Genomic DNA, 22,626 nt, shown 5'->3' on the forward strand with positions numbered 1-22,626 from the left:
GACCTGTACATCCATTACTATAACCACGAACGCATCAGGCTGAAACTAAAAGGCCTGAGCCCCGTACAGTACAGGACTCAGGCCTTGGGCGCCGGCTGAACGAACCGTCCAACAATTGGGGGTCAGTTCATTGATCCGCGGGCCTTTCTCGTCAGGAGATGTCGATCAGGTCAGAGCCACTGACCAAGAGTCATCAGTAGGGGGCGACGCTGACATTGCGTCCGTTGCCGATCAGACGCACGCGCTGGCCGACCTGAAAGGCCTGGTCGGCCTTCTGCACCACCACGATGTTCATGCCGTCGTCGCGACGAATCTCCATCTCCCAGGCGGTGACCCGGTTGGCAGACTCCTCGATCTTGCTGCCCGCTACGCTGCCGGCGATGGCGCCAGCCGCGGTGGCCAGGGTGCGACCGGAGCCGCCGCCGACCTGGTTGCCCAGCAGGCCACCGATCACGGCACCGCCGCCGGTGCCGAGGATGCCGCCTGCACGGCTGTCGGCCTGCACCTGGACCTGGCGCAGGGCCTGGATGGTGCCGAAGCGCACGGTCTGCTCGGCACCGACCTGATTGCTGCTGTAGACGTTGCCGCCCATGGAGGCGGTGTTGGCGCAACCGGTCAGCGTCAGCGCACCGATGGCAAGTACGGGGAGAAGACGTTTCATGGGAATCATGCTGGACCTCCTGGGGCATTGAGCGGGAATCCACCGTTCGAGACACCCCGTGGTGTAAGGGAACAGTGTTCTATTAGGCCGAAGTCTACCTCGCGTTGCCATACATGGCCAGTGCCGAGCAGGGCTATCGCAGATAGCCTGGCTGCTCGATAGCTCGGGGCTGATCTGGCGACAAGCCTATGAGGGGGCGCTATGAACCCCTCCATGGGCGCTACCGACGCCTTCCCTGGCGTAGGCCCCCCTCTTCGGCTTATCCCCAGAGCCCCTTGGTTCGGTAACTGCGATAGCCCTGCAGTGCCAATCGGGTGCTTGCTGTCAATTCTAGCCCGCCAGAGGATGTGTCGTGTAGTTCCCGGCTGGGGTGACGGCGGCTTGTGGCAGAGCGTCCGGACATGAAAGAGGGGAGGCGTATCGCCTCCCCTGGATTTTCTTCTGTATCAGCCGTTCAGCCGTTAAATTGGGCTAGAACTGGTTCATGGTGTTGTCCTTGCCACCGGCCTTGAGGGCCGCGTCGCCGTGGAAGAACTCCTTGTGGTCATCACCGATGTTGGAGCCTGCCATGTCCTGGTGCCTGACGGTGGCGATGCCCTCGCGGATCTCGCGGCGCTGCACGCCCTCCACGTAGGCCAGCATGCCCTCATCGCCGAAGTAGCCCTTGGCCAGGCTGTCGGTGGAGAGTGCCGCGGTGTGGTAGGTCGGCAGGGTGATGAGGTGGTGGAAGATCCCGGCGTCGCGAGAGGCATCGCGCTGGAAGTTGCGGGTCCACTCGTCGGCCAGCTTGGCGAGTTCGGTGTCGTCGTACTCCGGGCTCATCAGCTTGGCGCGGTCGTAGGCGGAGACGTCCTTGCCCTCTTCCTGCCACGCATCGAACACCTGCTGGCGGAAATTCAGTGTCCAGTTGAAGGACGGCGAGTTGTTATAGACCAGCTTGGCATCGGGCACCGCTTGGCGAATACGGTTCACCATGCCGGCAATTTGGCCGACATGGGGCTTCTCGGTCTCGATCCAGATCAGGTCGGCACCGTTCTGCAGGCTGGTGATGCAGTCCAGCACGACACGGTCTTCGCCGGTACCCGGCTTGAACTGGTAGAGGCCGGAGGCCAGGCGCTTGACCTTGACCAGCCTGCCATTCTGCTTGATGACGACATCGCCGTTGTTGATGTCCTCTGCCTTCTCGATAACGTCGCCATCGAGGAAGCTGTTGTACTGATCGCCCAGGTCGCCCGGTTCGTTGGTCACGGCGATCTTCTGGGTCAGGCCGGCGCCCAGGGAGTCGGTGCGCGCCACGATGACCCCGTCGTCGACGCCGAGCTCCAGGAAGGCATAGCGAACGGCGTTGATCTTGGCCAGGAAGTCCTCATGGGGCACGGTGACCTTGCCGTCCTGGTGGCCGCACTGCTTCTCGTCGGAGACCTGGTTCTCGATCTGGATACAGCAGGCGCCCGCCTCGATCATCTGCTTGGCCAGCAGGTAGGTGGCCTCGGCATTGCCGAAACCGGCGTCGATATCGGCGATGATCGGCACCACATGGGTCTCGTGGTTGTCGATCGCCTTTTCCAGCTCGTTCACCTTGGCGTTGTCACCGGCCTGCTTGGCCTCTTCAAGCGCTCGGAACAGGTGGTTGAGTTCCCAGGCATCGGCCTGGCGCAGGAAGGTGTAGAGCTCCTCGATCAGACCCGAAACCGAGGTCTTCTCGTGCATGGACTGGTCGGGCAGCGGGCCGAACTCGGAGCGCAGGGCGGCGACCATCCAGCCGGAGAGATAGAGATAGCGGCCCTTGGTGGTGCCGAAGTGCTTCTTGATGGAGATCATCTTCTGCTGACCGATGAAGCCGTGCCAGCAGCCCAGCGACTGGGTGTACTTGGCGCTGTCGGCGTCGTAGGCCGCCATGTCGTCGCGCATGATTGTCGCGGTGTACCTGGCGATGTCCAGGCCGGTCTTGAAGCGGTTCTGGGCACGCATGCGGGCGGCGTTCTCGGGGCTGATATCCGCCCACTTGCCCTGCATGGCTTCACGAAGCTGGGACAGTGCCTTGATATCTTCCTGGTATGACATGGGGCCATCCTCTCTCAGGGGTGATCGCTGGGGATCGGTCGCTTGCCGATGTTCGATGATGCTGCACCTGCGAAGTCATTGCAGAGTCATCGTTCGAAGGCAGTCTGTCTCTGCTGCCTTGGTCCAAGGCTGAGCAAACTGGAGCGAGTGCGAGGGGGCGGCGATGAAGTGCCCCCTTCAACAAACGCTCGTTGATTCGCCTTGGTCAGCACTATGGCCCATGACGATGCGCTGCAACAATCGCCCCTTTGGGTAAGGAAGCGTTGTAACCCGACTACACGGCGCCCCCTGGCGGGGGCTTTCCTGTAGTGGTTTTTCGTGTGAAGAGGGCGACTCAGCGGTCTTGGAGGGAGAGGCGCATGTTGCGGTGGGGGATGCCGGCGTCGAGAAACTCCGGTCCGTGGGCCTCGAAACCCAGCCGAGTGTAGAAGGCGAGGGCGTGGGTCTGGGCGGCCAGCTCCACGGCGGGCTGGCCTTGACGGCGTGCCGCCTCGATGGCGGCGCGCATCAGCGCGACGCCGACCCCCAGGCCACGGGCGTTTGCAAGCACTGCCACCCGGCCGATATGGGCATCGGGCAGCAGCCGGGCGGTGCCCACGGGCAGATCGTTCCACAAGGCCAGGAAGTGACGGCACTCCTCATCGCGGCCATCCCACTCCTCCTGCCGGGAGACGCCCTGCTCCTCGATAAAGACCACACGGCGAATCTCGGACGCCTCGGGCCCGAGCGTCTCCCAACTTCCTTCGCGTACCTTCACGACTTCCCGTTGCGTCATGACATCTCCTGGCGAGCCATGGATGGCCTTGTGCCTTGTGGCTCCTTGAGCATTACTCCTCGAGCTCGCTTGCCCAGGCCAGGCTTCCGGCATCGAGGAGGGCGGCGAGCAGTACGGCGGCGCCTTCGTGAGCCAGGACCTCGGCATCCAGCGGCGCCTCCGAGGCGACCAGGCGGGCCAATGGAAGTTCACACTCGGCGCCGTCGCCGTCGGCGAACAGTGTGGCACGACCCTCGCCGAGGTCCCGCCAGGCCAGGCGTGATCCCGGGCTGCGCCGCAGCTCCTCGCCCTGCTGTAGTGCGGCGACAAGCTCGGCCGGGTCGGTGGGCTCCTCATTGGGCACCAGCTGATCGACATACTTCGGTTGGGTCATGACACGACCGAACCACTGGGCGATACGCGCGGGATCGTCCAGGGTGTCGAGGAGGAGATGGCGCATGCGCTCGATGGCGGCATCGTCGAGCTCGCCGGGATCATTGGGTGGCGTCATGCCGGCGTCGGAGTAGCGCAGCGAGTCGGGGAGCTTGTCACCCAGGAAGTCGGCGAAGGAGGCCAGCGACTCGTCGGCCGAGGGGGCGCGGAAGCCCACCGAGAGGGTCAGGCAGTCGTCGGACTGGCTGACGCCATGGTGGGCCCAGCCCGGTGGCAGGTAGAGCATGTCGCCGGGCTCCAGCACCCAGTCATCGCCTGGTTCCACCGTGAAGTTCTCGAGGATGCGCAGATCGATGCCGGGGATGATGGAGACATCGTCGGCGACCCGACCGCCCAGCTGCCAGCGGCGACGCCCCATGCCTTGCAGCAGGAAGACATCATACTGGTCGACGTGGGGGCCGACGCTGCCGCCCGGCGGGGCGTAGCTGATCATGATGTCGTCGAGGCGCCAGCGGGGAAGGAAGGTGAAGCGCTCGAGCAGCTCCGCTACCTCGGGCACATAGTGGTCCACCGCCTGCACCAGCAGGCTCCAGTCGCGGTCGGGGAGAGCCGCGAAGGTCGCATCACTGAAGGGGCCATGAGTGACCCGCCAGGGGTGTGCCTGGCCCTGCTCGTCGCGGCCATGCTCCTCGACCAGACGGGCCTCGATGCCCTCCTCGCAGGCGAGCCCGGCCAGCTCGTCGGGCGAGAGCGGGCACTGAAAGTCGGGGAAGGCGCCGCGAATCAGCACCGGCTTCTGCTGCCAGTAGTCGCGCAGGAATTCGGCGCTGGTCAGATCGCCGAGCATGGTGAGCGGGGTCTCGAGGCTCATAGGCTTCTCGCCTGCTCGGCGGCATTGCCGATATATGTGCCCGGGGTCAGCGCCTTGAGCTCGGCCTTCACGGGGGCGGGCAGCTCCAGTGTATCGATGAAGGCGGCGAAGCCGGCCTGGTCGATGCGCTTGCCGCGGGTCAGCTCCTTGAGCTTCTCGTAGGGCTTTTCGATGCCGTAGCGGCGCATCACCGTCTGGATCGGCTCGGCGAGCACCTCCCAGCTGGCATCGAGATCCTCGGCGAGGCGCGTCGGGTTGGCCTCGAGCTTGCCGATACCCTTGAGCGATGCCTCGTAGGCGATCAGGCCGTAGGCCAGGCCGACGCCAAGGTTCCTGAGTACCGTGGAGTCGGTGAGGTCGCGCTGCCAGCGCGAGATGGGCAGCTTCTGGGCCAGGTGGCCGAGAATCGCATTGGCGAGCCCGAGGTTGCCTTCGGAGTTCTCGAAGTCGATGGGGTTGACCTTGTGGGGCATGGTCGAGGAGCCGATCTCGCCCTCGACGGTCTTCTGCTTGAAGTAGCCCAACGAGATATAGCCCCAGATATCGCGATCGAAGTCGACAAGAATGGTGTTGAAGCGACACACCGCATCGAACAGCTCGGCGATGTAGTCGTGGGGTTCGATCTGGGTGGTGAAGGGGTTGAAGGTCAGCCCCAGGCCCTCGACGAAGGTGCGGGCGTTGGCCTGCCAGTCCACCTCGGGGTAGGTGGTCAGATGGGCGTTGTAGTTGCCCACCGCGCCGTTGATCTTGCCGAGGATCTCGACGCCTTCGATCTGCTTCAGCTGGCGGCGCAGGCGGTAGGCGACGTTGGCCATCTCCTTGCCCAGGGTGGTGGGGCTCGCCGTCTGACCGTGGGTACGCGAGAGCATCGGCAGGTCGGCATGCTCATGCGCCAGGCGGGCGATCTGGTCGGCCACCTCGTGCATGGTCGGCAGCAGGGCCTTGAGGCCGTCGCTCAGCATCACCCCATGGGAGAGGTTGTTGATATCTTCGCTGGTACAGGCGAAGTGAACGAACTCGCTGACGGCGTGCAGCTCCGGCACCTCGGCGATACGCTCCTTCAGGAAGTACTCCACCGCCTTCACGTCGTGATTGGTGGTGCGCTCGATGGTCTTGATGCGCTCGGCATCCTCAACGGAGAAGTCGCGGATCAGCGCTTCGAGGAAGGCGGTGGCCTGGGCGGAGAGCGGCGGGACCTCGGTGATGCCGGGCTGTTCGGCCAGGCGCTGCAGCCAGCGGATCTCGACGATGACCCGAGCGCGGATCAGGCCGAACTCGCTGAAGTGTTCGCGCAGGCGCTCGGCCTTGGTGCCGTAACGGCCGTCGACGGGGGAGAGGGCGGTGAGAGCGGACAGGGGCAGCTGGGACTGGGCTTGCATGGGCATATTCCGATTCGTGAAGGCGTTGAGCATCGTAGGGGAGGGGGGCGGCTCAGGCGAGCCGGTCCAGGGATTTCTTCAGGGCGCCGCGCTGAACGATCAGCTTCCAGCGTCGGCCGCCCTGCTGGTGCCACAGCAGGGCGAAGCGGATGCCGGCCAGCAGGCAGGCGCGTACCCGCTCCGGCATCATGCGACTCTGCAGCAGCGAGGGGTCGCCCTGGACAACGATACGGGTCTTGAAGGTGGAGAGGGTCTCCTGGTAGGCCTCGCCGAGGCTGGCGATGACGTTCTCGTGGGTGTCGCCGAAGTGCTCGGCCTGGCCCTGGATACGGGTCAGCTTCTCGCCGAGGGCATCCATCATCGCCGTGTTCTGGCGCAGCTTGTTCATCAGCAGCAGCAGTGTGAAGCCATAGCGCAGCACCACCGGGTTGGCCTGCTTGCGGCCGACCACCCCTTCGAGCGCCTCGAGGCCACGACGCAGGTTGTTGGGGTGGCCGCCGTAGATCGCCTCGAAGCTGTCGGGGTTGGTGTCCAGGGTGGCGCGGATCAGGGTGTCCCAGGCGCGGGGGTCGACCTGACCGGTGCGTGCCAGCTCGTCGACCTGGCCGGCCGCCTGGAAGACCCCGGCCAGGGCCAGGGCCTGACGTGTCGTCGGGTCATTCGGAACGCGGTGGATCGGGGTGGAGGCGCTCATGAGGCCACCTCCGCGGCATTCCAGGCGGCACGAATGACGCCACCACCGAGGCAGATCTCGCCATCGTAGAGGACCAGCGACTGCCCCGGCGTCACCGCGCGCTGGGGGTCATCGAATACCACCTCCACGCTGCCATCCTCCTGGCTCTGGAAGGTGCAGGGCACGTCGGCCTGACGATAGCGGGTCTTGGCGGTGAGCCGGCCCCTGGTTGCCGGTGCCACGCCGGCTACCCACTCCATGGGTTCGGTGGCCAGGGTGTCGGTGTAGAGCAGCGGATGATGCTTGCCCTGAACGGCTATCAGCACGTTGCGCTCGAGGTCCTTGGCGACCACGTACCAGGGTGCGTCGGGGTGATTGGCCAGTCCGCCGATGCCCAGCCCCTGGCGCTGACCGAGGGTGTAATACATCAGGCCCATATGCTCGCCGATCACCTCGCCCTCCGGGGTCTCGATTACCCCAGGCTGGGCCGGCAGATACTGCTGGAGGAAGTCGCGAAAGCGGCGCTCGCCGATGAAGCAGATGCCGGTCGAATCCTTCTTGCGTGCCGTGATCAGGTCGTGACGCTCGGCGATGGCGCGCACCTCGGGCTTCGCAAGCTCACCCACCGGGAACAGGGTGCGGGCGATGGCGGCCTCGGGCACGGCGTGCAGGAAGTAGCTCTGATCCTTGTTGGGGTCGAGACCCTTGAGCAGCCGCGGGCGGTCGTCGCCGTCGAGATGACCGCGAACCTGCCCCTCACGCACATAGTGACCGGTGGCGATCTTCTCGGCGCCCAGCATCTCGGCGTACTCCAGGAACACCTTGAACTTGATCTCGCGGTTGCAGAGGATGTCCGGATTCGGTGTCCGCCCGGCCTGGTACTCGGCCAGGAAGTGCTCGAAGACGTTGTCCCAGTACTCGGCGGCGAAGTTGGCGGTGTGCAGGGGGATGCCGAGTTTCTGGCACACGGCCTCGGCATCCGCCAGGTCCTCCTTGGCGGTGCAGTATTCGGTACCGTCGTCCTCGTCCCAGTTCTTCATGAACAGGCCTTCGACCTGGTAACCCTGCTCGAGCAGCAGCAGGGCCGAGACGGAGGAGTCGACGCCGCCGGACATGCCGACGATCACCTTGCCTGGGGTGGCGGTCATGGGCGCCCTCGAAATCGGTGAGACATAAATGGGGCGAGATTATACCTGAATCGAGCGGGAAGCTCGAAGAGAGGCACTCGGCGCCAGGGATATCGCAGTCACCGAAAGCAAGGGGCGCTGGGGACAAGCCGAAGAGGAGGTCCGAGGACCAGGGACGGCCGAGGTAGCGTACAGGGAGGTATTTACAGCGCCTCCTCGTCGGTCCGGCGCTCCGGGGCTTGTCGCCAGATCAGCCCCGGCTACGGAGCTACCAAGCTAACTGCGATAGCCCTGACTCCGCGGGTCAGCGCTCGTGAATGACGTCCATCGGATAGAACTTGCCGGCCAGGGCGTCACGGATGCGCCGCAGTACCAGAGGGCTTCTGAGTCTTCCCTCGCGCTCCAGCGCCTCGATCTGCTCCAGGGTCAGCCAGTGCACGGCGAGGATGGCGGGGTCGGGCTCATGGCCCATGTATGCCAGTGCCATGCCCAGGAAGGCATGGCTGTGAAAGGTGAGGCCACTCGGGGTCTCGAGGATATACATGCCCAGGTAGTCGCTGATGCCGACCCGCCAGGCGGTCTCTTCCTCCACCTCGCGCAGGGCGGCATCGCGAATGCGTTCACCGGGTTCCAGGTGGCCGGCGGGCTGGTTGAACAGCGTCTGAGGCCCGCCGCGATCCTCTTCCACCATCAGGAAGGCGCCGGCGCGTTCCACCACGCAGGCCACGGTCACATAGGGGTGCCAGCGGCTCATCGTCTGCCTCCTCGCTTGTCGCCGGGTCGCCTGCCGGGAGGGCCACCGCGTGGGTCGCGGGTTCGCCCATGGCGGTGTCGTTTTGCCGCTGCGGCTGGGGCATGTAACGTCTCGCGGCGCCACTCTCCCGGCGCCAGGCCATCGAGTCGCCAGGGGCCGATGGCTACCCGAACCAGGCGCAGGGTGGGGTGGCCGACATGGGCCGTCATCCGGCGTACCTGCCGGTTGCGCCCCTCGTGGATGGTCAGTTCCAGCCAGGTCGTGACGGGGTGGCGCCTGGGGTCCAGCGGTGGATCGCGTTCGGCGAGTCCGCTCTCTGTCAGGCGACGAACCTTGGCGGGCAGCGTCATGCCGTCGCCGAGCTCGACGCCCTGGCGTAGCGCCTGCAGGGCCACATCACCGGGGTCACCCTCTACCTGCACGCGGTAGACCTTGGCCTGCTTGTGGCGTGGATGACTGATGCGGTGGATCAGCTCCCCATCGTCGCTGAGCAGCAGCAATCCCTCTGAATCGTGGTCGAGGCGGCCGGCGGGATAGATCCCGGGCACGTTGATCACGTCGGCCAGGGTGGCGCGTTGCTCCCCCGACGGTGGAGCACGGTCGGTGAACTGCGAGAGCATGCGGTAGGGCTTGTGGAGCAGGTACAGGTTCATGGCAACTCCTCTGAGGCCGAGTGCCTGATGCCGTGGTGACTGCTGCCATAACGCGACGGCTCCCCTCCACCGGAGGGCGGAAGGGAGCCGAAGCGTCATCCGCCCCAACCCTATAGGTTCGTACCGATAGATAGGATAGGGCGGCGAGTCACCGTGTGACGGTGGCTCAGCCCTTGGCGACCATCGCCAGGGCCTCGTTCAGCGTCTTGCTGGGACGCATGACGGAGCGCGCCAGGTCGGCATCGGGGTGGTAGTAGCCCTTGATATCGACCGGCTGACCCTGCACACCGTTGAGCTCCTCGAGAATGGTCTCCTCGTTGGCCTTGAGGGTCTCGGCCAGGCGGCCGAAGAGCTCCTTGAGGCCGGCGTCCTGGTCCTGGGCGGCCAGGGCCTCGGCCCAGTACAGCGCCAGGTAGAAGTGGCTGCCGCGGTTGTCCAGTTCGCCCACCTTGCGCGAGGGTGACTTGTTGCTCTCGAGGAATTCACCGGTCGCCTTGTCCAGGGCGTCGGCCAGCAGCGTCGCGCGCTCGTTGCCGAACTGTTTGGCGAGGTGCTCCAGGGAGGCACACAGGGCAAGGAACTCGCCGAGGCTGTCCCAGCGCAGGTGGTTCTCCTCGAGGAGCTGCTGTACATGCTTCGGTGCGGAGCCGCCGGCGCCGGTCTCGAACAGGCCGCCACCCTCCATCAGAGGAACGATGGAGAGCATCTTGGCGCTGGTGCCGAGCTCGAGGATCGGGAAGAGGTCGGTCAGGTAGTCGCGCAGGATGTTGCCGGTCACCGAGATGGTGTCGAGGCCGCGAATGAGGCGCTCGAGGGTGTAGCGCATGGCGCGGACCTGGGACATGATCTGGATATCCAGACCCTCGGTGTCGTGCTCCGCGAGGTAGGTCCTGACCTTCTTGATCAGCTCGTTCTCGTGGGGACGATAGGGGTCGAGCCAGAAGACCGCCGGCATGCCGGAGTCACGGCAGCGCTCCACGGCGAGCTTGACCCAGTCACGGATCGGCGCATCCTTGACCTGGCACATGCGCCAGATGTCACCTTCTTCCACCTGCTGTGACAGCAGCACTTCGCCGCTCTCCAGGTCGGTGATGTTGGCGACGCCCGCCGCCGGGACCTCGAAGGTCTTGTCGTGGGAGCCATACTCCTCCGCCTTCTGGGCCATCAGGCCGACGTTGGGTACGGTGCCCATGGTGGCGGGGTCAAAGGCGCCATGCCACTTGCAGAAGTTGATCATCTCCTGGTAGATGCGGGCGAAGGTGGACTCAGGCATGACCGCCTTGACGTCCTTGAGGCGGCCGTCGGCGCCGTACATCTTGCCGCCGGCGCGGATCATGGCGGGCATCGAGGCATCGACGATCACGTCGCTGGGCGAGTGGAAGTTGGTGATGCCGCGTGCCGAGTCGACCATCGCAAGCTCGGGGCGCTCGTCGTGACAGGCGTGAAGGTCGCGGATGATCTCGTCGCGCTGGGCCTCGGGCAGGGTCTCGATCCTGTCGTAGAGGTTGGCCATGCCGTTGTTGACGTCGACGCCCAGCTTGTCGAACAGCTCACCGTGCTTCTCGAAGGCTTCCTTGTAGAACATCCGCACGCAGTGGCCGAACACGATGGGGTGCGAGACCTTCATCATGGTCGCCTTGACGTGCAGCGAGAACATCACGCCGGTCTTGCGCGCGTCCTCGATCTCCCGCTCGTAGAACGCGAGCAGCGCCTTCTTGCTCATGAACATGCTGTCGATGACCTCGCCCTCGAGCAGCGAGACGTGGGGCTTGAGCACGATGGTCTCGCCGCTCTCGGTGATCAGCTCCATCTTCACGTCACGCGCACGGTCCAGCGTCATCGACTTCTCGCCATCGTAGAAGTCGCCTCCATGCATGTGCGAGACGTGGCTGCGCGAGGCCTGGCTCCACTCCCCCATATGGTGGGGGTACTTGCGGGCATACTCCTTGACCGCCTTGGGGGCACGACGGTCCGAGTTGCCCTCGCGCAGCACCGGGTTGACGGCACTGCCCATGACCCTGGCGTAGCGTGCCTTGATGTCCTGCTCTTCTTCGGTGCCGGGCTCGTCCGGGTAGTCCGGAAGGGCGTAGCCCTGGCTCTGCAGCTCCTTGATGGTGGCTCGGAGCTGGGGCATGGAGGCGCTGATGTTGGGCAGCTTGATGATGTTGGCTTCAGGAGTCTTGGCCAGGGCACCCAGTTCGGCCAGGTGATCCTCTACACGCTGGTCCTCTGCCAGGTAGTCGGGGAACTGGGAGAGAACGCGGGCGGCCAGGGAGATGTCGCGGGTTTCCACTTCGATGCCGGCGGCGTCCGTGTAGGCGTCGATGATCGGCAGCAGCGAGTGGGTCGCCAGCGCAGGCGCCTCGTCGGTGAACGTGTAGATAATCTTGGGCGTTTGGGACATAGGGCGTAGATCTCTCAGGTCACTGCGTTGGCGGGAAATGGGGGCATGCATTACAGGGCGCCCTCCAGTGAGGCCGGTACTCTATCATGATTGTCGACAAGTGTCCTGGCAGGCCCCAGGCCGTGCTTCGTCAACTCCCGGGGAGGGGGGCTGACCGCACAGGCCCTATACGCCTTCCGGGAGGCTCGATGCTATACTGCGCTCTCCACTGAACCGACCAAGCGGGGAGTTCTCATGGAGTTTCAGAAGATTGTCTTGCCTGACGGTGGCCAGAAGATCACCGCCAATGCCGACAACAGCCTGAATGTACCGAACGAGCCCATCATCCCGTACATCGAGGGTGACGGCATCGGCGCCGACGTCACGCCGGCGATGATGATCGCCATCGATGCCGCCGTGCAGAAGGCCTACAGCGGTGAACGCAAGATTCACTGGATGGAGGTCTATGCCGGCGAGAAGGCCACCCGTGTCTATGATGCCGATACCTGGCTGCCGGAAGAGACGCTGGAAGCCGTCAAGGAGTATATCGTCTCCATCAAGGGGCCGCTGACGACTCCAGTGGGGGGCGGTATCCGCTCGTTGAACGTGGCGCTGCGCCAGAAGCTCGACCTCTACGTCTGTCAGCGACCGGTTCGCTGGTTCGAAGGGGTGCCGAGCCCGGTGAAGAAGCCGGGCGATGTCGACATGGTCATCTTCCGCGAGAACTCCGAGGACATCTACGCCGGCATCGAGTGGAAGGCCGGGTCGCCCGAGGCCGACAAGGTGATCAGGTTCCTGCGTGAGGAGATGGGGGTCACCAATATCCGTTTCCCGGAGGAGTGCGGCATCGGGGTCAAGCCGGTCTCTGTCGAAGGCACCAAGCGTCTGGTGCGTCAGGCCCTGCAGTACACCATCGACAATGATCGCGAGTCGCTGACGCTGGTGCACAAGGGCAATATCATGAAATTCACCGAGGGCTCCTTCAAGGATTGGGGGTATGAGCTGGCCAGGCAGGAGTTCGGCGCCGAGCTGCTCGACGGCGGCCCCTGGATGACCATGAAGAACCCGAAGAGCGGCAGGGATATCGTCATCAAGGACGTGATCGCCGATGCCATGCTGCAGCAGATCCTGCTGCGCCCTGCCGAGTACGATGTGATCGCGACCCTTAACCTCAACGGCGACTACCTCTCCGACGCCCTGGCGGCGGAGGTGGGCGGTATCGGCATCGCGCCGGGCGCCAATATCTCCGACACCACCGCCATGTTCGAGGCGACCCACGGCACCGCGCCGAAGTATGCCGGCCTGGACAAGGTCAACCCCGGATCGCTGATCCTCTCCGCGGAGATGATGTTGCGGCATATGGGCTGGGTCGAGGCCGCCGACCTGGTGCTCAAGGGCATGGAGAAGGCGATCGCCAAAGGTGAGGTGACCTATGACTTCCATCGTCTGATGGATGATGCCAAGCTTCTCAAGTGCTCCGAGTTCGGTCAGGCGGTCGCCGATAACATGTAAGGCGACCCTGCAAGGCTGGCCCCCGTCCGCCGCCTGGTGGGCGGGGGCTTTGCGTTGTGCCTGACGGCTCCAGGAGGCCGATGAACCCCGCCGGCGCGGCGACGTCCAATCGTCAGGACGTCCTGTCAGGTCCGGCACAGTCGAGACAAATGATGCCCCCTATGTTTGCGCAGATGTTGGCAGTAGGAGTGCACGGCGGCATGACCCGGCCGCCGGGTACCGACGAGGGTGGCGATCTGGCGGTGCAGACCGCCGATCCGCAACTGGCGACACCGCCGATGTACAAGGTGGTGTTGCACAACGATGACTTCACCCCCATGGAGTTCGTGGTGGAGGTACTGCAGTCGTTCTTCCATCTGGATAGTGAGAGCGCAGTGCAGGTGATGCTGACGGTCCATACTCAGGGCAAGGCCACCTGCGGCATCTTTACACGCGATATTGCCGAAACCAAAAGTCATCAAGTCAATCAATATGCTAGAGAGTGTCAGCATCCGCTGCTGTCGGATATAGAAGCGGCGGACTGACCACCCCGGACATGGTTGCGATGGGTGTGATACCGCCTGCCGTTGGTGAGCAAGCTTGCAACGGTGGCGATTGTGCCCGATGTTGATGATGCCGGACCGACAAAGATCCGACGCAATGCCCTGGGCGGCAAGAAGGGGACTGCCATGCTGAGCAAAGAACTTGAACTGACCCTGAACACGGCCTTCACCGTGGCGCGCTCGAAGCGCCACGAGTTCATGACCGTGGAGCACCTGCTGCTGGCGCTGCTCGACAACGCCTCGGCGGCCGACGTGCTGCGCGCCTGCGGGGCCAATCTCGACAAGCTGCGGTCCGACCTGCAGGACTTTATCAACTCCACGACGCCACTGATTCCCGAGGATCATGCCGACCGTGAGACTCAGCCGACGCTGGGCTTCCAGCGTGTGCTGCAGCGGGCGGTGTTCCACGTGCAATCCTCCGGCAAGAGCGAGGTGACCGGCGCCAACGTGCTGGTGGCGATCTTTTCCGAGCAGGAGAGCCAGGCGGTCTACTTCCTCAAGCAGCAGAATGTGGCGCGTGTCGACGCTGTCAACTATATCGCTCACGGCATCTCGAAGGTGTCCGGCCATGACCAGGCCCCGTCGTCTTCCTCGCCGGAGTCCGAGGAGGCCGAGGAGGGTGGCGAGTCCGCTTCCAACCCATTGACCGGCTATGCCACCAACCTCAATGAACAGGCCCGAATGGGCAAGATCGACCCGCTGATCGGTCGCGAGCACGAGCTGGAGAGGGTGGTCCAGATCCTTGCCCGGCGTCGCAAGAACAACCCGCTGCTGGTGGGGGAGGCGGGGGTAGGCAAGACCGCCATCGCCGAGGGGCTGGCCAAGCGAATCGTCGAGGAGGACGTGCCCGAGGTGATCGGTGACGCCGTGGTCTACTCCCTGGACATGGGAGCGCTGCTGGCCGGCACCAAGTATCGCGGCGATTTCGAGAAGCGCCTCAAGGCACTGCTCGCCGAGCTGCGCAAGCAGCCCAACGCCGTTCTCTTCATCGACGAGATTCACACCGTGATCGGTGCCGGTGCCGCCTCGGGCGGGGTGATGGATGCCTCCAACCTGCTCAAGCCGATGCTCTCCTCCGGTGAACTGCGATGCATCGGCTCCACCACCTTCCAGGAGTACCGTGGCATCTTCGAGAAGGATCGTGCCCTGGCCCGCCGTTTCCAGAAGGTGGATGTGCCGGCGCCCTCGGTGGAGGACACCATCCGCATCCTCAAGGGGCTGCGTTCGCGCTTCGAGGAGCATCACCAGCTCAAGTATACCGATGGTGCCCTGGAGAGTGCCGCGCGGCTGGCGGATCGCTATATCAATGACCGCCATCTGCCCGACAAGGCCATCGACGTGATCGACGAGGCGGGGGCTCATCAGCGCCTGCTGCCCCAGGAGGTGAGTGTCGACTGCATCGATACCGATCAGATCGAGGCGGTGGTGGCCTCCATTGCGCGGATTCCGCCGAAGAGTGTCTCCAGTTCCGACCGCAAGCTGCTGGCCAATATCGATCGTGACCTGAAGATGCTGGTGTTCGGCCAGGATGAGGCGATCGACAGCCTCGCCGCGGCGATCAAGCTGTCGCGGGCGGGTCTCAAGTCGCCCGACAAGCCGGTAGGCAGCTTCCTGTTCGCCGGGCCCACCGGCGTGGGCAAGACCGAGGTCGCTCGCCAGCTCTCGCATATCATGGGGATCGAGCTGGTGCGTTTCGACATGTCGGAGTACATGGAGCGCCACACCGTGTCACGGCTGATCGGCGCCCCGCCGGGCTATGTCGGTTACGACCAGGGTGGCTTGCTGACCGAGGCGATCACCAAGCAGCCGCACTGCGTGCTGCTGCTCGATGAGATCGAGAAGGCGCACCCCGAGGTCTTCAACCTTCTGCTCCAGGTGATGGACCATGGTCGGCTGACCGACAACAACGGCCGCGAGGCGGATTTCCGTCACGTTATCCTGATCATGACCTCCAACGCCGGGGTCGAGCAGGCTACCCGGCGCTCCATCGGCTTCCAGACCCAGGATCACTCGACCGACGCCATGGAGGTGATCCGCAAGACCTTCTCGCCGGAGTTCCGCAACCGTCTGGATGGCATCATCCAGTTCCACGCCCTGCCCACCTCGGTGGTGCGCAGTGTGGTCGACAAGTTCCTGGTGGAACTTCAGGCCCAGCTGGACGAGAAGCGTGTCCAGCTCGATGTGGACGAGGAGGCACGGGTGTGGCTGGCGGAGCGTGGCTACGACCCGGATATGGGGGCCCGCCCCATGGCGCGCCTGATCCAGGAGAGGCTCAAGAAGCCACTGGCGGAGATGATCCTGTTTGGCGAGCTATCCGAGCACGGTGGGCTGGTCCACGTCAGCGTGGAGCAGGGGGAGTTGCACCTCGATACCGAGTCGGAAATGGCCGACGCGCCATAGGCAGGATAGACAGGCGGGCCTCAGCCCGCCGTTCATCCACAACGCAGCGCCCTGTCGAGAGACGGGGCGTTGTCATGTCGGCGGCAGGGGAGGTCGAGTCGCTCGACCGCCGGTATCAGCGGGAGCGGTAGACGATGCGGCCCTTGGTCAGGTCATAGGGAGTCAGCTCGACCTTGACCTTGTCGCCGGTGAGGATGCGGATGTAGTTCTTGCGCATCTTGCCGGAGATATGAGCGGTTACCACATGCCCGTTCTCGAGTTCGACGCGGAAGGTGGTGTTGGGAAGGGTATCGACGATCACGCCTTCCATCTCGATATGGTCTTCACGTGCCATATAGGCGATTCCTCGCTGTTGGTGGATCATGTCCCATGGCCCCGGAGGGGGCCATGGGAAAAGAATAGCGCGATATTGTGCCGCATGCCGGCCGGCAAGGCAAAGAAAGGGTCGTTAACCCTCAGCTGGGGATCAGCCGCTGCCAGCGACGCCCCTCCAGGCGCTCCAGCGGTTGGAAGGTTTGCTTGTAGGCCATCTTGCGGCACTCGCGGATCCAGTAACCCAGGTAGAGGTGGGGGAGTTCACGCCGTCGGGCCAGCTCGACAAGGCACAGGACCGCATGGGTCCCCAGGGAGCGCCGCTCCAGCTCGGGGGCGGGGTCGAAGAAGGTATAGATCGCCGAGAGGCCATGCTCGAGCTGGTCGAAGGCCGCTACCGCTATCAGCCGCCCCGCCAGGCGGAACTCCAGCAGTCTGGCATAGGGCTGGTCGAGGGTCAGGAAGGTGCGATACTGCTCGTGGCTCGGCGGAAACATGTCGCCATCGGCATGACGCGTGCGGATGTAGTCGGCGTAGAGGGCATAGTGCTCGGGGTCGTAGATGGCCGGTCGCAGGTGGAGGCTCAGGTCATCATTGCGCCGCATCAGCCGCCGCTGGGTTCGGTTGGGCGCGAATTCCTCCACCGGAATGCGGACCGAGATGCAGGCGCTGCAGCCCTCGCAATGGGGGCGATAGAGGTGGCGCCCGCTGCGCCGGAAGCCGAGCAGTGCCAGTGCGTCGTATACGCCCTGGCCGGGGGACTCCTGTGGGTCCAGAAACAGCGTGGTTGCCTCGCGTCCCTCCAGATAGCTGCAGGCATGGGGCACGGTAAGGAAGAAACGCAGGTCCCGGGTCGGTTGTTGAGGGGTGTTGCTGCTCACGGCGGCTCTCCCAGGCGCTGGGCGGTCAGTCGGAATCGCTGGCAGGCCCGTCGAGTGGGGCGAAGGACCAGCAGGCGGGCATCCAGTGATTTGGCGAGGCAACATCGCTGTCGGGACTGCCCAGCCACTCTTCAAGATAGCCGATGAATGTTGCCCGAGCGATCTCACGGGCACCCAGTCTGGCCAGGTGGCGAGTATGCATCTGGCAGTCGATCAGTCGACCGCCGCCCGCGGACATCGCGTTGGCCAGCTTCACCAGGGCGACCTTGGAGGCGTCGGCCGTTCGCGAGAACATCGATTCGCCGAAGAACACCGGCCCCAGGCCGACACCATAGAGTCCGCCGACCAGGCTGCGGTCGCGCCACACTTCCACCGAATGAGCCGCGCCGATGGCGTGCAGGCGGGCATAGGCGCTACGCATCTCGTCGTCGATCCAGGTGCCCGGCAGCCCATCTCGAGGGGCTGCGCAGGCCTCGATCACGGCGTCGAAGGCGTGGTTGGCGGTCACCGTGAAGCCGGCATTGCGTACCCGCTTGGCCAGGCTGCGAGATACCCGGATCTCGTCCGGAAACAGCACCATGCGCGGGTCCGGGCTCCACCAGAGGATAGGCTGATCGTCGCTATACCAGGGAAAGATGCCGTGTCGATAGGCGCACAGCAGCCACTCGGGAGCGAGGCTGCCGCCGGCTGCCAGCAGGCCGTCGGGATCGTCCAGCGCCTCACTCACGGGGGGGAAGTGGACGGGAGAGGGGGGCAACCAGGGCAGCATGGGGTCGGCATCCTTGTGATCGAGTGGGCAGTGTGCCGCTCACGCCGGCACCGCTCAAGCCGGCACCTCTCGAGTTGAGCCCACTGTGATGCGGCGCCTTCGCTCGGTATGATTGGTGCCACGCATTCGCACGGCGCCAGGCGTGGCGCAAGGGGGATGATTCGTTGAGTGTCGAGAAGCAGACCGCGTCGCGGGTGGACCGCGCGACCAATGCCAGAGAATCGGCGAAGCGTTTCGGGGTGAAGCTGCAGGGGGTGGCGCGTGAGGGCGTGGTGATCGTGTTGCTGGCGGTCTGCGTGTTCCTGCTGCTGGCGCTGTTCAGCTATGAGGGCAGTGATCCCGGCTGGTCACGCAGCGGGCCCGAGGAGGGCGTCGTGAACTGGATGGGGCCGGTGGGTGCCTGGTTATCCGACGTGCTCTACTCCCTGTTCGGCGTCAGCGCCCTGTGGTGGCCCGGCATGCTCGGTCTTGCCGCCTGGCGCCTGCTGCGCTCCCGGCAGGCACAGCTCGTCTGGGATGCCACCGCGCTGGCGGTTCGCGGTGGTGGGTTGATCCTGCTGCTGCTGGGAACGACCACCCTGGGCGCCCTGCATTTCTATCGCCCGGAAGGTCCCTTGCCCTACTCCACGGGGGGGATCCTCGGCGAAGGGCTGGTGGGTGCGTTGCTGCCCATGGTGGGTGTCGGGGGCAGTGGCCTGCTGGCACTGGTGGCGCTGCTCTGCGGCTTTCCACTGTTCACTGGGCTCTCCTGGTTCAGCGTGATGGATGAGCTGGGGCGTGGGACCCTGCGCCTGTGGGCCTGGCTGGCAGAGCGGTTTGCCTTTACCCGCCAGGGCTCCTCTTTGCCAGGCAAGCCCGAGAAGGAGGTCGCGGCGAAGGACACGGCCGCTTCGGCATCCGATGCCAGTCCTGAGGTGGCGGATGGCAACGCCGAGCGAACGCGCTGGTGGCGCCGCTTGCTGCCGCTGTCGCGTGGTGGTCGAGCCGGTCCGGCCGTCGCCGCCACCTCGCGTCGTGAGCCCGGCTTGGGTGATGATGGCGGCACCGACATTCCCTGGGAGGTGCCCGAGCGGACACCATCGGCCAAGCAGCCCGGCGCCGCCTATACGGCACAGATCGCCACGCCCGCGAGGTCACGCGCCCCCGTGAGCCCTGCATCCGAGGCCCCTTCGCCTGAGCCTTCTTCATCAGGGCCCTCTTCATCTGAGCCCCTGAAATCCCGGCCCTCTTCTCCTGAACCCCATTCGTTCACCGCTTCCGAGGCGGCGAGTGTGGCGAGAAGCGTGCCGAAAACAGACGCCAGAAGTGAGCCGAAAGGCGTGCCGGAGAGCGTGCCCGAGCCCATGTTGCCCGAGGACGGGGAGCCGGCAAGGGCCTGGCAGGGGCCGGCCCTGAGGGCCAGTCGCACCGATGACACGACGCCTGGCGAGTCGGCTCCGGCAATTGAAGGGTCGACAGGAACGGGGCCGGAAAGCCATGACCCGAAAGGCCATGGTCAGAAGGTCCATGGTCAGAATTACCATGGCCCGGAAAACAGTCGACCGGCGGGCACGCCACACCGGCCCGTGCTAGAGAGCCATCAGCGGCGCGAGCCGGTGCTGAGCGGTGGTCATTTCGATGGCGACGGCACGGAGGATGATGAGCCGAGACTGACCTGGGACGAGCCGGCGGTAGCCGAAGAGCCCGGGGAGCGCGAGGACGCCAGGGCGTCTGTGGCGAGTGAGGGTGCCGCTGTCTCGCAGATGACCGAGATGTCGGCTGTGTCCCGGGGTGCAGCGGGCCCGCGCCAGGCAGCACAGCCACCCGAGCCAGAGCCGGCGAGCGGCGATGGTGAGCCGGAAGCGCCACGGGTAGCCACCGCGGAGCAGGCCAGGGATGCCGCCGAGGAGGAGGGCATGCGGCTGTGGACCGTGGAGCACCTGCAGAGCCAGCGCCCGGTGCTGGATGACCTGCCCGAGCCCGATGGTGATCTGCCCAGCCTGCGCCTGCTGACCCCCCCGGAGCCCCAGAAGCAGAACTATACCGTCGAGCAGCTGGAGGAAATGGCCGAACTCCTCGAGGTGAGGCTTCGCGAGTACGGGGTCAAGGCCGAGGTGGTGGAAACCTGGCCGGGGCCGGTAATCACGCGCTTCGAGATCAAGCCGGCCGCCGGGGTCAAGGTCTCCAAGATCAGCAATCTGGCCAAGGACCTGGCACGCTCGCTGATGGTCAAGAGCGTGCGCGTGGTGGAGGTGATCCCCGGGCGGCCTACCGTCGGCATCGAGATCCCCAATCCCAATCGAGCGATGATTCGCCTGCGCGAGGTGATCGACTCCGATCGTTACCAGCAGGCCGACTCGGCGTTGACCCTGGCCCTGGGGCAGGATATCGGCGGCGGTCCGGTGGTGGCCAACCTGGGCAAGATGCCCCACCTGCTGGTGGCCGGTACCACCGGCTCGGGCAAGTCGGTGGGCGTCAACGCCATGTTGATCTCCATGCTGCTCAAGGCGACGCCCGAGGAGCTGCGCCTGATCATGGTCGACCCCAAGATGCTCGAGCTCTCGGTCTATGATGGCATTCCCCATCTGCTCGCCCCGGTGGTCACCGACATGAAGGAGGCCGCCAACGCCCTGCGCTGGTGCGTGGCCGAGATGGAGCGACGCTACAAGCTGATGGCCTCCATGGGGGTGCGCAATATCGCCGGCTTCAATGCCAAGCTCGATGAGGCGGAGCGGGCCGGTGCCCAGGTGGCGGACCCGCTGTGGGAGCCGCAGCCCTGGGAGATGCACGAGAGTCCACCGGTACTCGAGAAACTGCCCTATATCGTGGTGGTGATCGACGAGTTTGCCGACATGTTCATGATTGTCGGCAAGAAGGTCGAGGAGCTGATCGCACGGCTGGCCCAGAAGGCGCGCGCCGCCGGCATTCACCTGATACTCGCCACCCAGCGCCCCTCGGTGGACGTGGTCACCGGCCTGATCAAGGCCAACGTGCCCACGCGCATGGCCTTCCAGGTCTCCTCGCGGGTCGATTCGCGTACCATTCTCGACCAGGGGGGCGCCGAGAACCTGCTGGGCCATGGCGATATGCTCTATCTGCCGGCGGGCTCGGGCATGCCCTCCCGTGTCCACGGCGCCTTCGTCGATGACGATGAGGTCCACCGGGTGGTGGAGGACTGGAAGCGTCGCGGCGAGCCCGTGTATATCGAAGAGATCCTCTCCGGTGGCGTCTCCGCCGACGCCCTGGCCGGCCTTGAGTCCGAAGGCGGCGACGGTGATGACGCCGAGCAGGATGCGCTCTACGACGAGGCGGTGGCCTTCGTCACCGATTCACGGCGCGCCTCCATCTCGGCGGTGCAGCGTCGCTTCAAGATCGGCTATAACCGTGCCGCTCGACTGGTGGAGGCGATGGAGATGGCCGGTGTGGTCTCCACCATGGGGACCAATGGTGCCCGAGAGGTGCTGGCGCCGCCGCCGGCGGGTGATTAATCAGTGTCTGCATATGGAGACACTGGTGTGACACCATGCAGCTACCGTGAAGGCGCCGCCGGGGAGGCAACCCGGCGGCATGCCAGCGGTCTCAATGACAGGAATTCACCGGCACCGTTCAGGGAGATGCCCATGACCGTCAAGAAGAGCCTCGCCACCCTCGTCGTTGGTCTCGCCATGCCGCTATCGGCGCTGGCCAGCGAAGGCGCCGAGCGTCTCAGTCGTATACTGGAGCCGATGCAGACCTATGCGGCCACCTTCGAGCAGCAGATACTCGACGCCGGTGGTGAGCGGCTCCAGGAGGCTCGCGGAAGCATGTGGCTGTCGCGACCCGGCAGGTTTCGCTGGGAGGTGGACGCTCCTTACCAGCAGCTGGTGGTCTCCGATGGGGACGACGTGGTGCTCTATGACCCCGACCTGGAGCAGGCCACCGTGCAGGCACTCGACCAGCGTGTGACCCACACCCCGGCGCTGTTGCTCTCCGGTAGTGCCGATGAGCTGGTCGAGAGCTTCAACGTCACGCGGAGCCAGCAGGGCAGCGCAGAGCGTTTCACCCTGCTGCCCAGGGACCCCGATACCTTGTTCGAGGAGCTGGAGATGACCTTCCGCGGCGAGCGTCTTATCGGCCTGGAGATGACGGACAGCACGGGGCAGCGCACCGCCATTGCCTTTCGTGATGTGCGCATGAATCAGAGCATCGATGATGGCCGCTTCGCCTTCGAGATTCCCGACGGCACCGATGTGATTCGTGACACCCAGTAAAGCGCCGAGCTGAAAGCGCCACGCCGCCAAGTTGTCCGGTAGCGGATGACCATTATGCAGGCTCTGGATAAGCGCCCCGTCGGATCTCAGGTCCGGCGGGGCGCCGTTTTGGGCCAGGCTATTCTGCTTGGCGGCTAGGTGTGTAAACCCACCAGGTTGTTCACGGAAAGCCCCAGCCGGCTCACCGGAGGCTGATAATTCAGGCTGGCATGCGGTCGATGCCAGTTGTACTGATGGAGCCAGGCGAGTAGATGCTGGCCTCGCTCCTT

At 64.9% G+C, this 22,626-nt stretch carries 20 protein-coding genes; 6 read left to right on the forward strand and 14 right to left on the reverse strand.

All coding sequences use genetic code 11. From position 1 onward, the window contains the following. Positions 1 to 99: IS3 family transposase (locus tag IOC61_RS05765; RefSeq protein ID WP_195687902.1), on the forward strand; the 99-nt coding region annotated here is incomplete at its 5' end. Between the two features lie 94 nt (positions 100 to 193). Here IOC61_RS05765 and IOC61_RS05770 read toward each other — a convergent pair. From IOC61_RS05770 to IOC61_RS05815, 10 genes are all read right to left on the reverse strand, one after another. Further along, the gene (locus IOC61_RS05770) at positions 194 to 661 is read right to left on the reverse strand and encodes a glycine zipper 2TM domain-containing protein (RefSeq protein ID WP_195687937.1); all 468 of its coding nucleotides are present in this window, start codon (positions 659 to 661) and stop codon (positions 194 to 196) included. A gap of 471 nt (positions 662 to 1,132) precedes the next feature. After that, positions 1,133 to 2,725 (reverse strand): isocitrate lyase, encoded by a 1,593-nt coding sequence (locus IOC61_RS05775; RefSeq protein WP_195687922.1) that lies wholly within the window; start codon positions 2,723 to 2,725, stop codon positions 1,133 to 1,135. A gap of 334 nt (positions 2,726 to 3,059) precedes the next feature. Next, positions 3,060 to 3,500 carry a GNAT family N-acetyltransferase gene (locus IOC61_RS05780; protein ID WP_195687923.1) on the reverse strand — a complete coding sequence of 147 codons (441 nt, stop codon included), beginning with the start codon at positions 3,498 to 3,500 and terminating at the stop codon, positions 3,060 to 3,062. 52 nt (positions 3,501 to 3,552) lie between these two features. Beyond that, the gene (locus tag IOC61_RS05785; protein WP_195687924.1) at positions 3,553 to 4,743 is read right to left on the reverse strand and encodes a cupin domain-containing protein; all 1,191 of its coding nucleotides are present in this window, start codon (positions 4,741 to 4,743) and stop codon (positions 3,553 to 3,555) included. Next, positions 4,740 to 6,104 (reverse strand): adenylosuccinate lyase, encoded by a 1,365-nt coding sequence (gene purB, locus IOC61_RS05790; RefSeq protein WP_195687938.1) that lies wholly within the window; start codon positions 6,102 to 6,104, stop codon positions 4,740 to 4,742. The genes IOC61_RS05785 and purB overlap by 4 nt, the downstream gene beginning before the upstream one ends. A gap of 70 nt (positions 6,105 to 6,174) precedes the next feature. Continuing rightward, positions 6,175 to 6,816: a high frequency lysogenization protein HflD gene (gene hflD / locus IOC61_RS05795; protein ID WP_195687925.1), complete on the reverse strand. Its 642-nt coding sequence runs from the start codon at positions 6,814 to 6,816 to the stop codon at positions 6,175 to 6,177. Beyond that, a complete protein-coding gene (gene mnmA, locus IOC61_RS05800; protein WP_195687926.1) occupies positions 6,813 to 7,943 on the reverse strand; it encodes a tRNA 2-thiouridine(34) synthase MnmA in 1,131 nt (376 codons plus the stop codon). Before mnmA ends, hflD begins: the two co-directional genes overlap by 4 nt. A gap of 283 nt (positions 7,944 to 8,226) precedes the next feature. Beyond that, complete coding sequence (locus IOC61_RS05805; protein ID WP_195687927.1) at positions 8,227 to 8,676, reverse strand: NUDIX domain-containing protein; 450 nt, start codon at positions 8,674 to 8,676, stop codon at positions 8,227 to 8,229. Then, positions 8,673 to 9,329 (reverse strand): pseudouridine synthase, encoded by a 657-nt coding sequence (locus tag IOC61_RS05810; RefSeq protein WP_195687928.1) that lies wholly within the window; start codon positions 9,327 to 9,329, stop codon positions 8,673 to 8,675. Before IOC61_RS05810 ends, IOC61_RS05805 begins: the two co-directional genes overlap by 4 nt. A 166-nt stretch (positions 9,330 to 9,495) precedes the next feature. Then, on the reverse strand, positions 9,496 to 11,733 hold the full coding sequence (locus IOC61_RS05815) for an NADP-dependent isocitrate dehydrogenase (RefSeq protein ID WP_195687929.1): 2,238 nt from the start codon (positions 11,731 to 11,733) through the stop codon (positions 9,496 to 9,498). 234 nt (positions 11,734 to 11,967) lie between these two features. Here IOC61_RS05815 and icd point away from each other — a divergent pair, with 234 nt between their 5' ends. The 3 genes from icd (at position 11,968) to clpA (ending at position 16,166) form a co-directional block, all read left to right on the forward strand. Continuing rightward, complete coding sequence (gene icd, locus IOC61_RS05820) at positions 11,968 to 13,224, forward strand: NADP-dependent isocitrate dehydrogenase (protein WP_195687930.1); 1,257 nt, start codon at positions 11,968 to 11,970, stop codon at positions 13,222 to 13,224. A gap of 173 nt (positions 13,225 to 13,397) precedes the next feature. Next, positions 13,398 to 13,748 (forward strand): ATP-dependent Clp protease adapter ClpS, encoded by a 351-nt coding sequence (gene clpS / locus IOC61_RS05825; protein WP_195687939.1) that lies wholly within the window; start codon positions 13,398 to 13,400, stop codon positions 13,746 to 13,748. A gap of 144 nt (positions 13,749 to 13,892) precedes the next feature. Continuing rightward, positions 13,893 to 16,166, forward strand: coding sequence for an ATP-dependent Clp protease ATP-binding subunit ClpA (gene clpA, locus IOC61_RS05830; protein WP_195687931.1), 2,274 nt, complete (start codon positions 13,893 to 13,895; stop codon positions 16,164 to 16,166). Between the two features lie 115 nt (positions 16,167 to 16,281). On the opposite strand, the gene infA is transcribed toward clpA, so the two are convergent. From infA to aat, 3 genes are all read right to left on the reverse strand, one after another. Continuing rightward, positions 16,282 to 16,500 (reverse strand): translation initiation factor IF-1, encoded by a 219-nt coding sequence (gene infA / locus IOC61_RS05835; protein ID WP_027961652.1) that lies wholly within the window; start codon positions 16,498 to 16,500, stop codon positions 16,282 to 16,284. Positions 16,501 to 16,621: 121 nt separating this feature from the next. Further along, the gene (locus tag IOC61_RS05840; RefSeq protein WP_195687932.1) at positions 16,622 to 17,359 is read right to left on the reverse strand and encodes an arginyltransferase; all 738 of its coding nucleotides are present in this window, start codon (positions 17,357 to 17,359) and stop codon (positions 16,622 to 16,624) included. A 25-nt stretch (positions 17,360 to 17,384) separates the two neighbouring features. Continuing rightward, a complete protein-coding gene (aat, locus tag IOC61_RS05845) occupies positions 17,385 to 18,128 on the reverse strand; it encodes a leucyl/phenylalanyl-tRNA--protein transferase (protein ID WP_195687933.1) in 744 nt (247 codons plus the stop codon). Between the two features lie 164 nt (positions 18,129 to 18,292). Between aat and IOC61_RS05850 the strand changes: the two genes are divergently transcribed. Together IOC61_RS05850 and lolA are read left to right on the forward strand one after the other, a co-directional pair. After that, positions 18,293 to 21,595, forward strand: a complete 3,303-nt coding sequence (locus IOC61_RS05850) for a DNA translocase FtsK (RefSeq protein WP_195687934.1) — start codon at positions 18,293 to 18,295, stop codon at positions 21,593 to 21,595. Positions 21,596 to 21,727: 132 nt separating this feature from the next. Continuing rightward, on the forward strand, positions 21,728 to 22,357 hold the full coding sequence (gene lolA, locus IOC61_RS05855; protein ID WP_195687935.1) for an outer membrane lipoprotein chaperone LolA: 630 nt from the start codon (positions 21,728 to 21,730) through the stop codon (positions 22,355 to 22,357). A gap of 134 nt (positions 22,358 to 22,491) precedes the next feature. On the opposite strand, the gene IOC61_RS05860 is transcribed toward lolA, so the two are convergent. Then, a partial coding sequence (locus IOC61_RS05860) for an integrase core domain-containing protein (RefSeq protein WP_195687936.1) occupies positions 22,492 to 22,626 on the reverse strand: 135 nt, incomplete at its 5' end.

Origin of the sequence: Halomonas sp. KAO (genome assembly GCF_015595025.1) — a bacterium.
Classification (GTDB): domain Bacteria; phylum Pseudomonadota; class Gammaproteobacteria; order Pseudomonadales; family Halomonadaceae; genus Halomonas.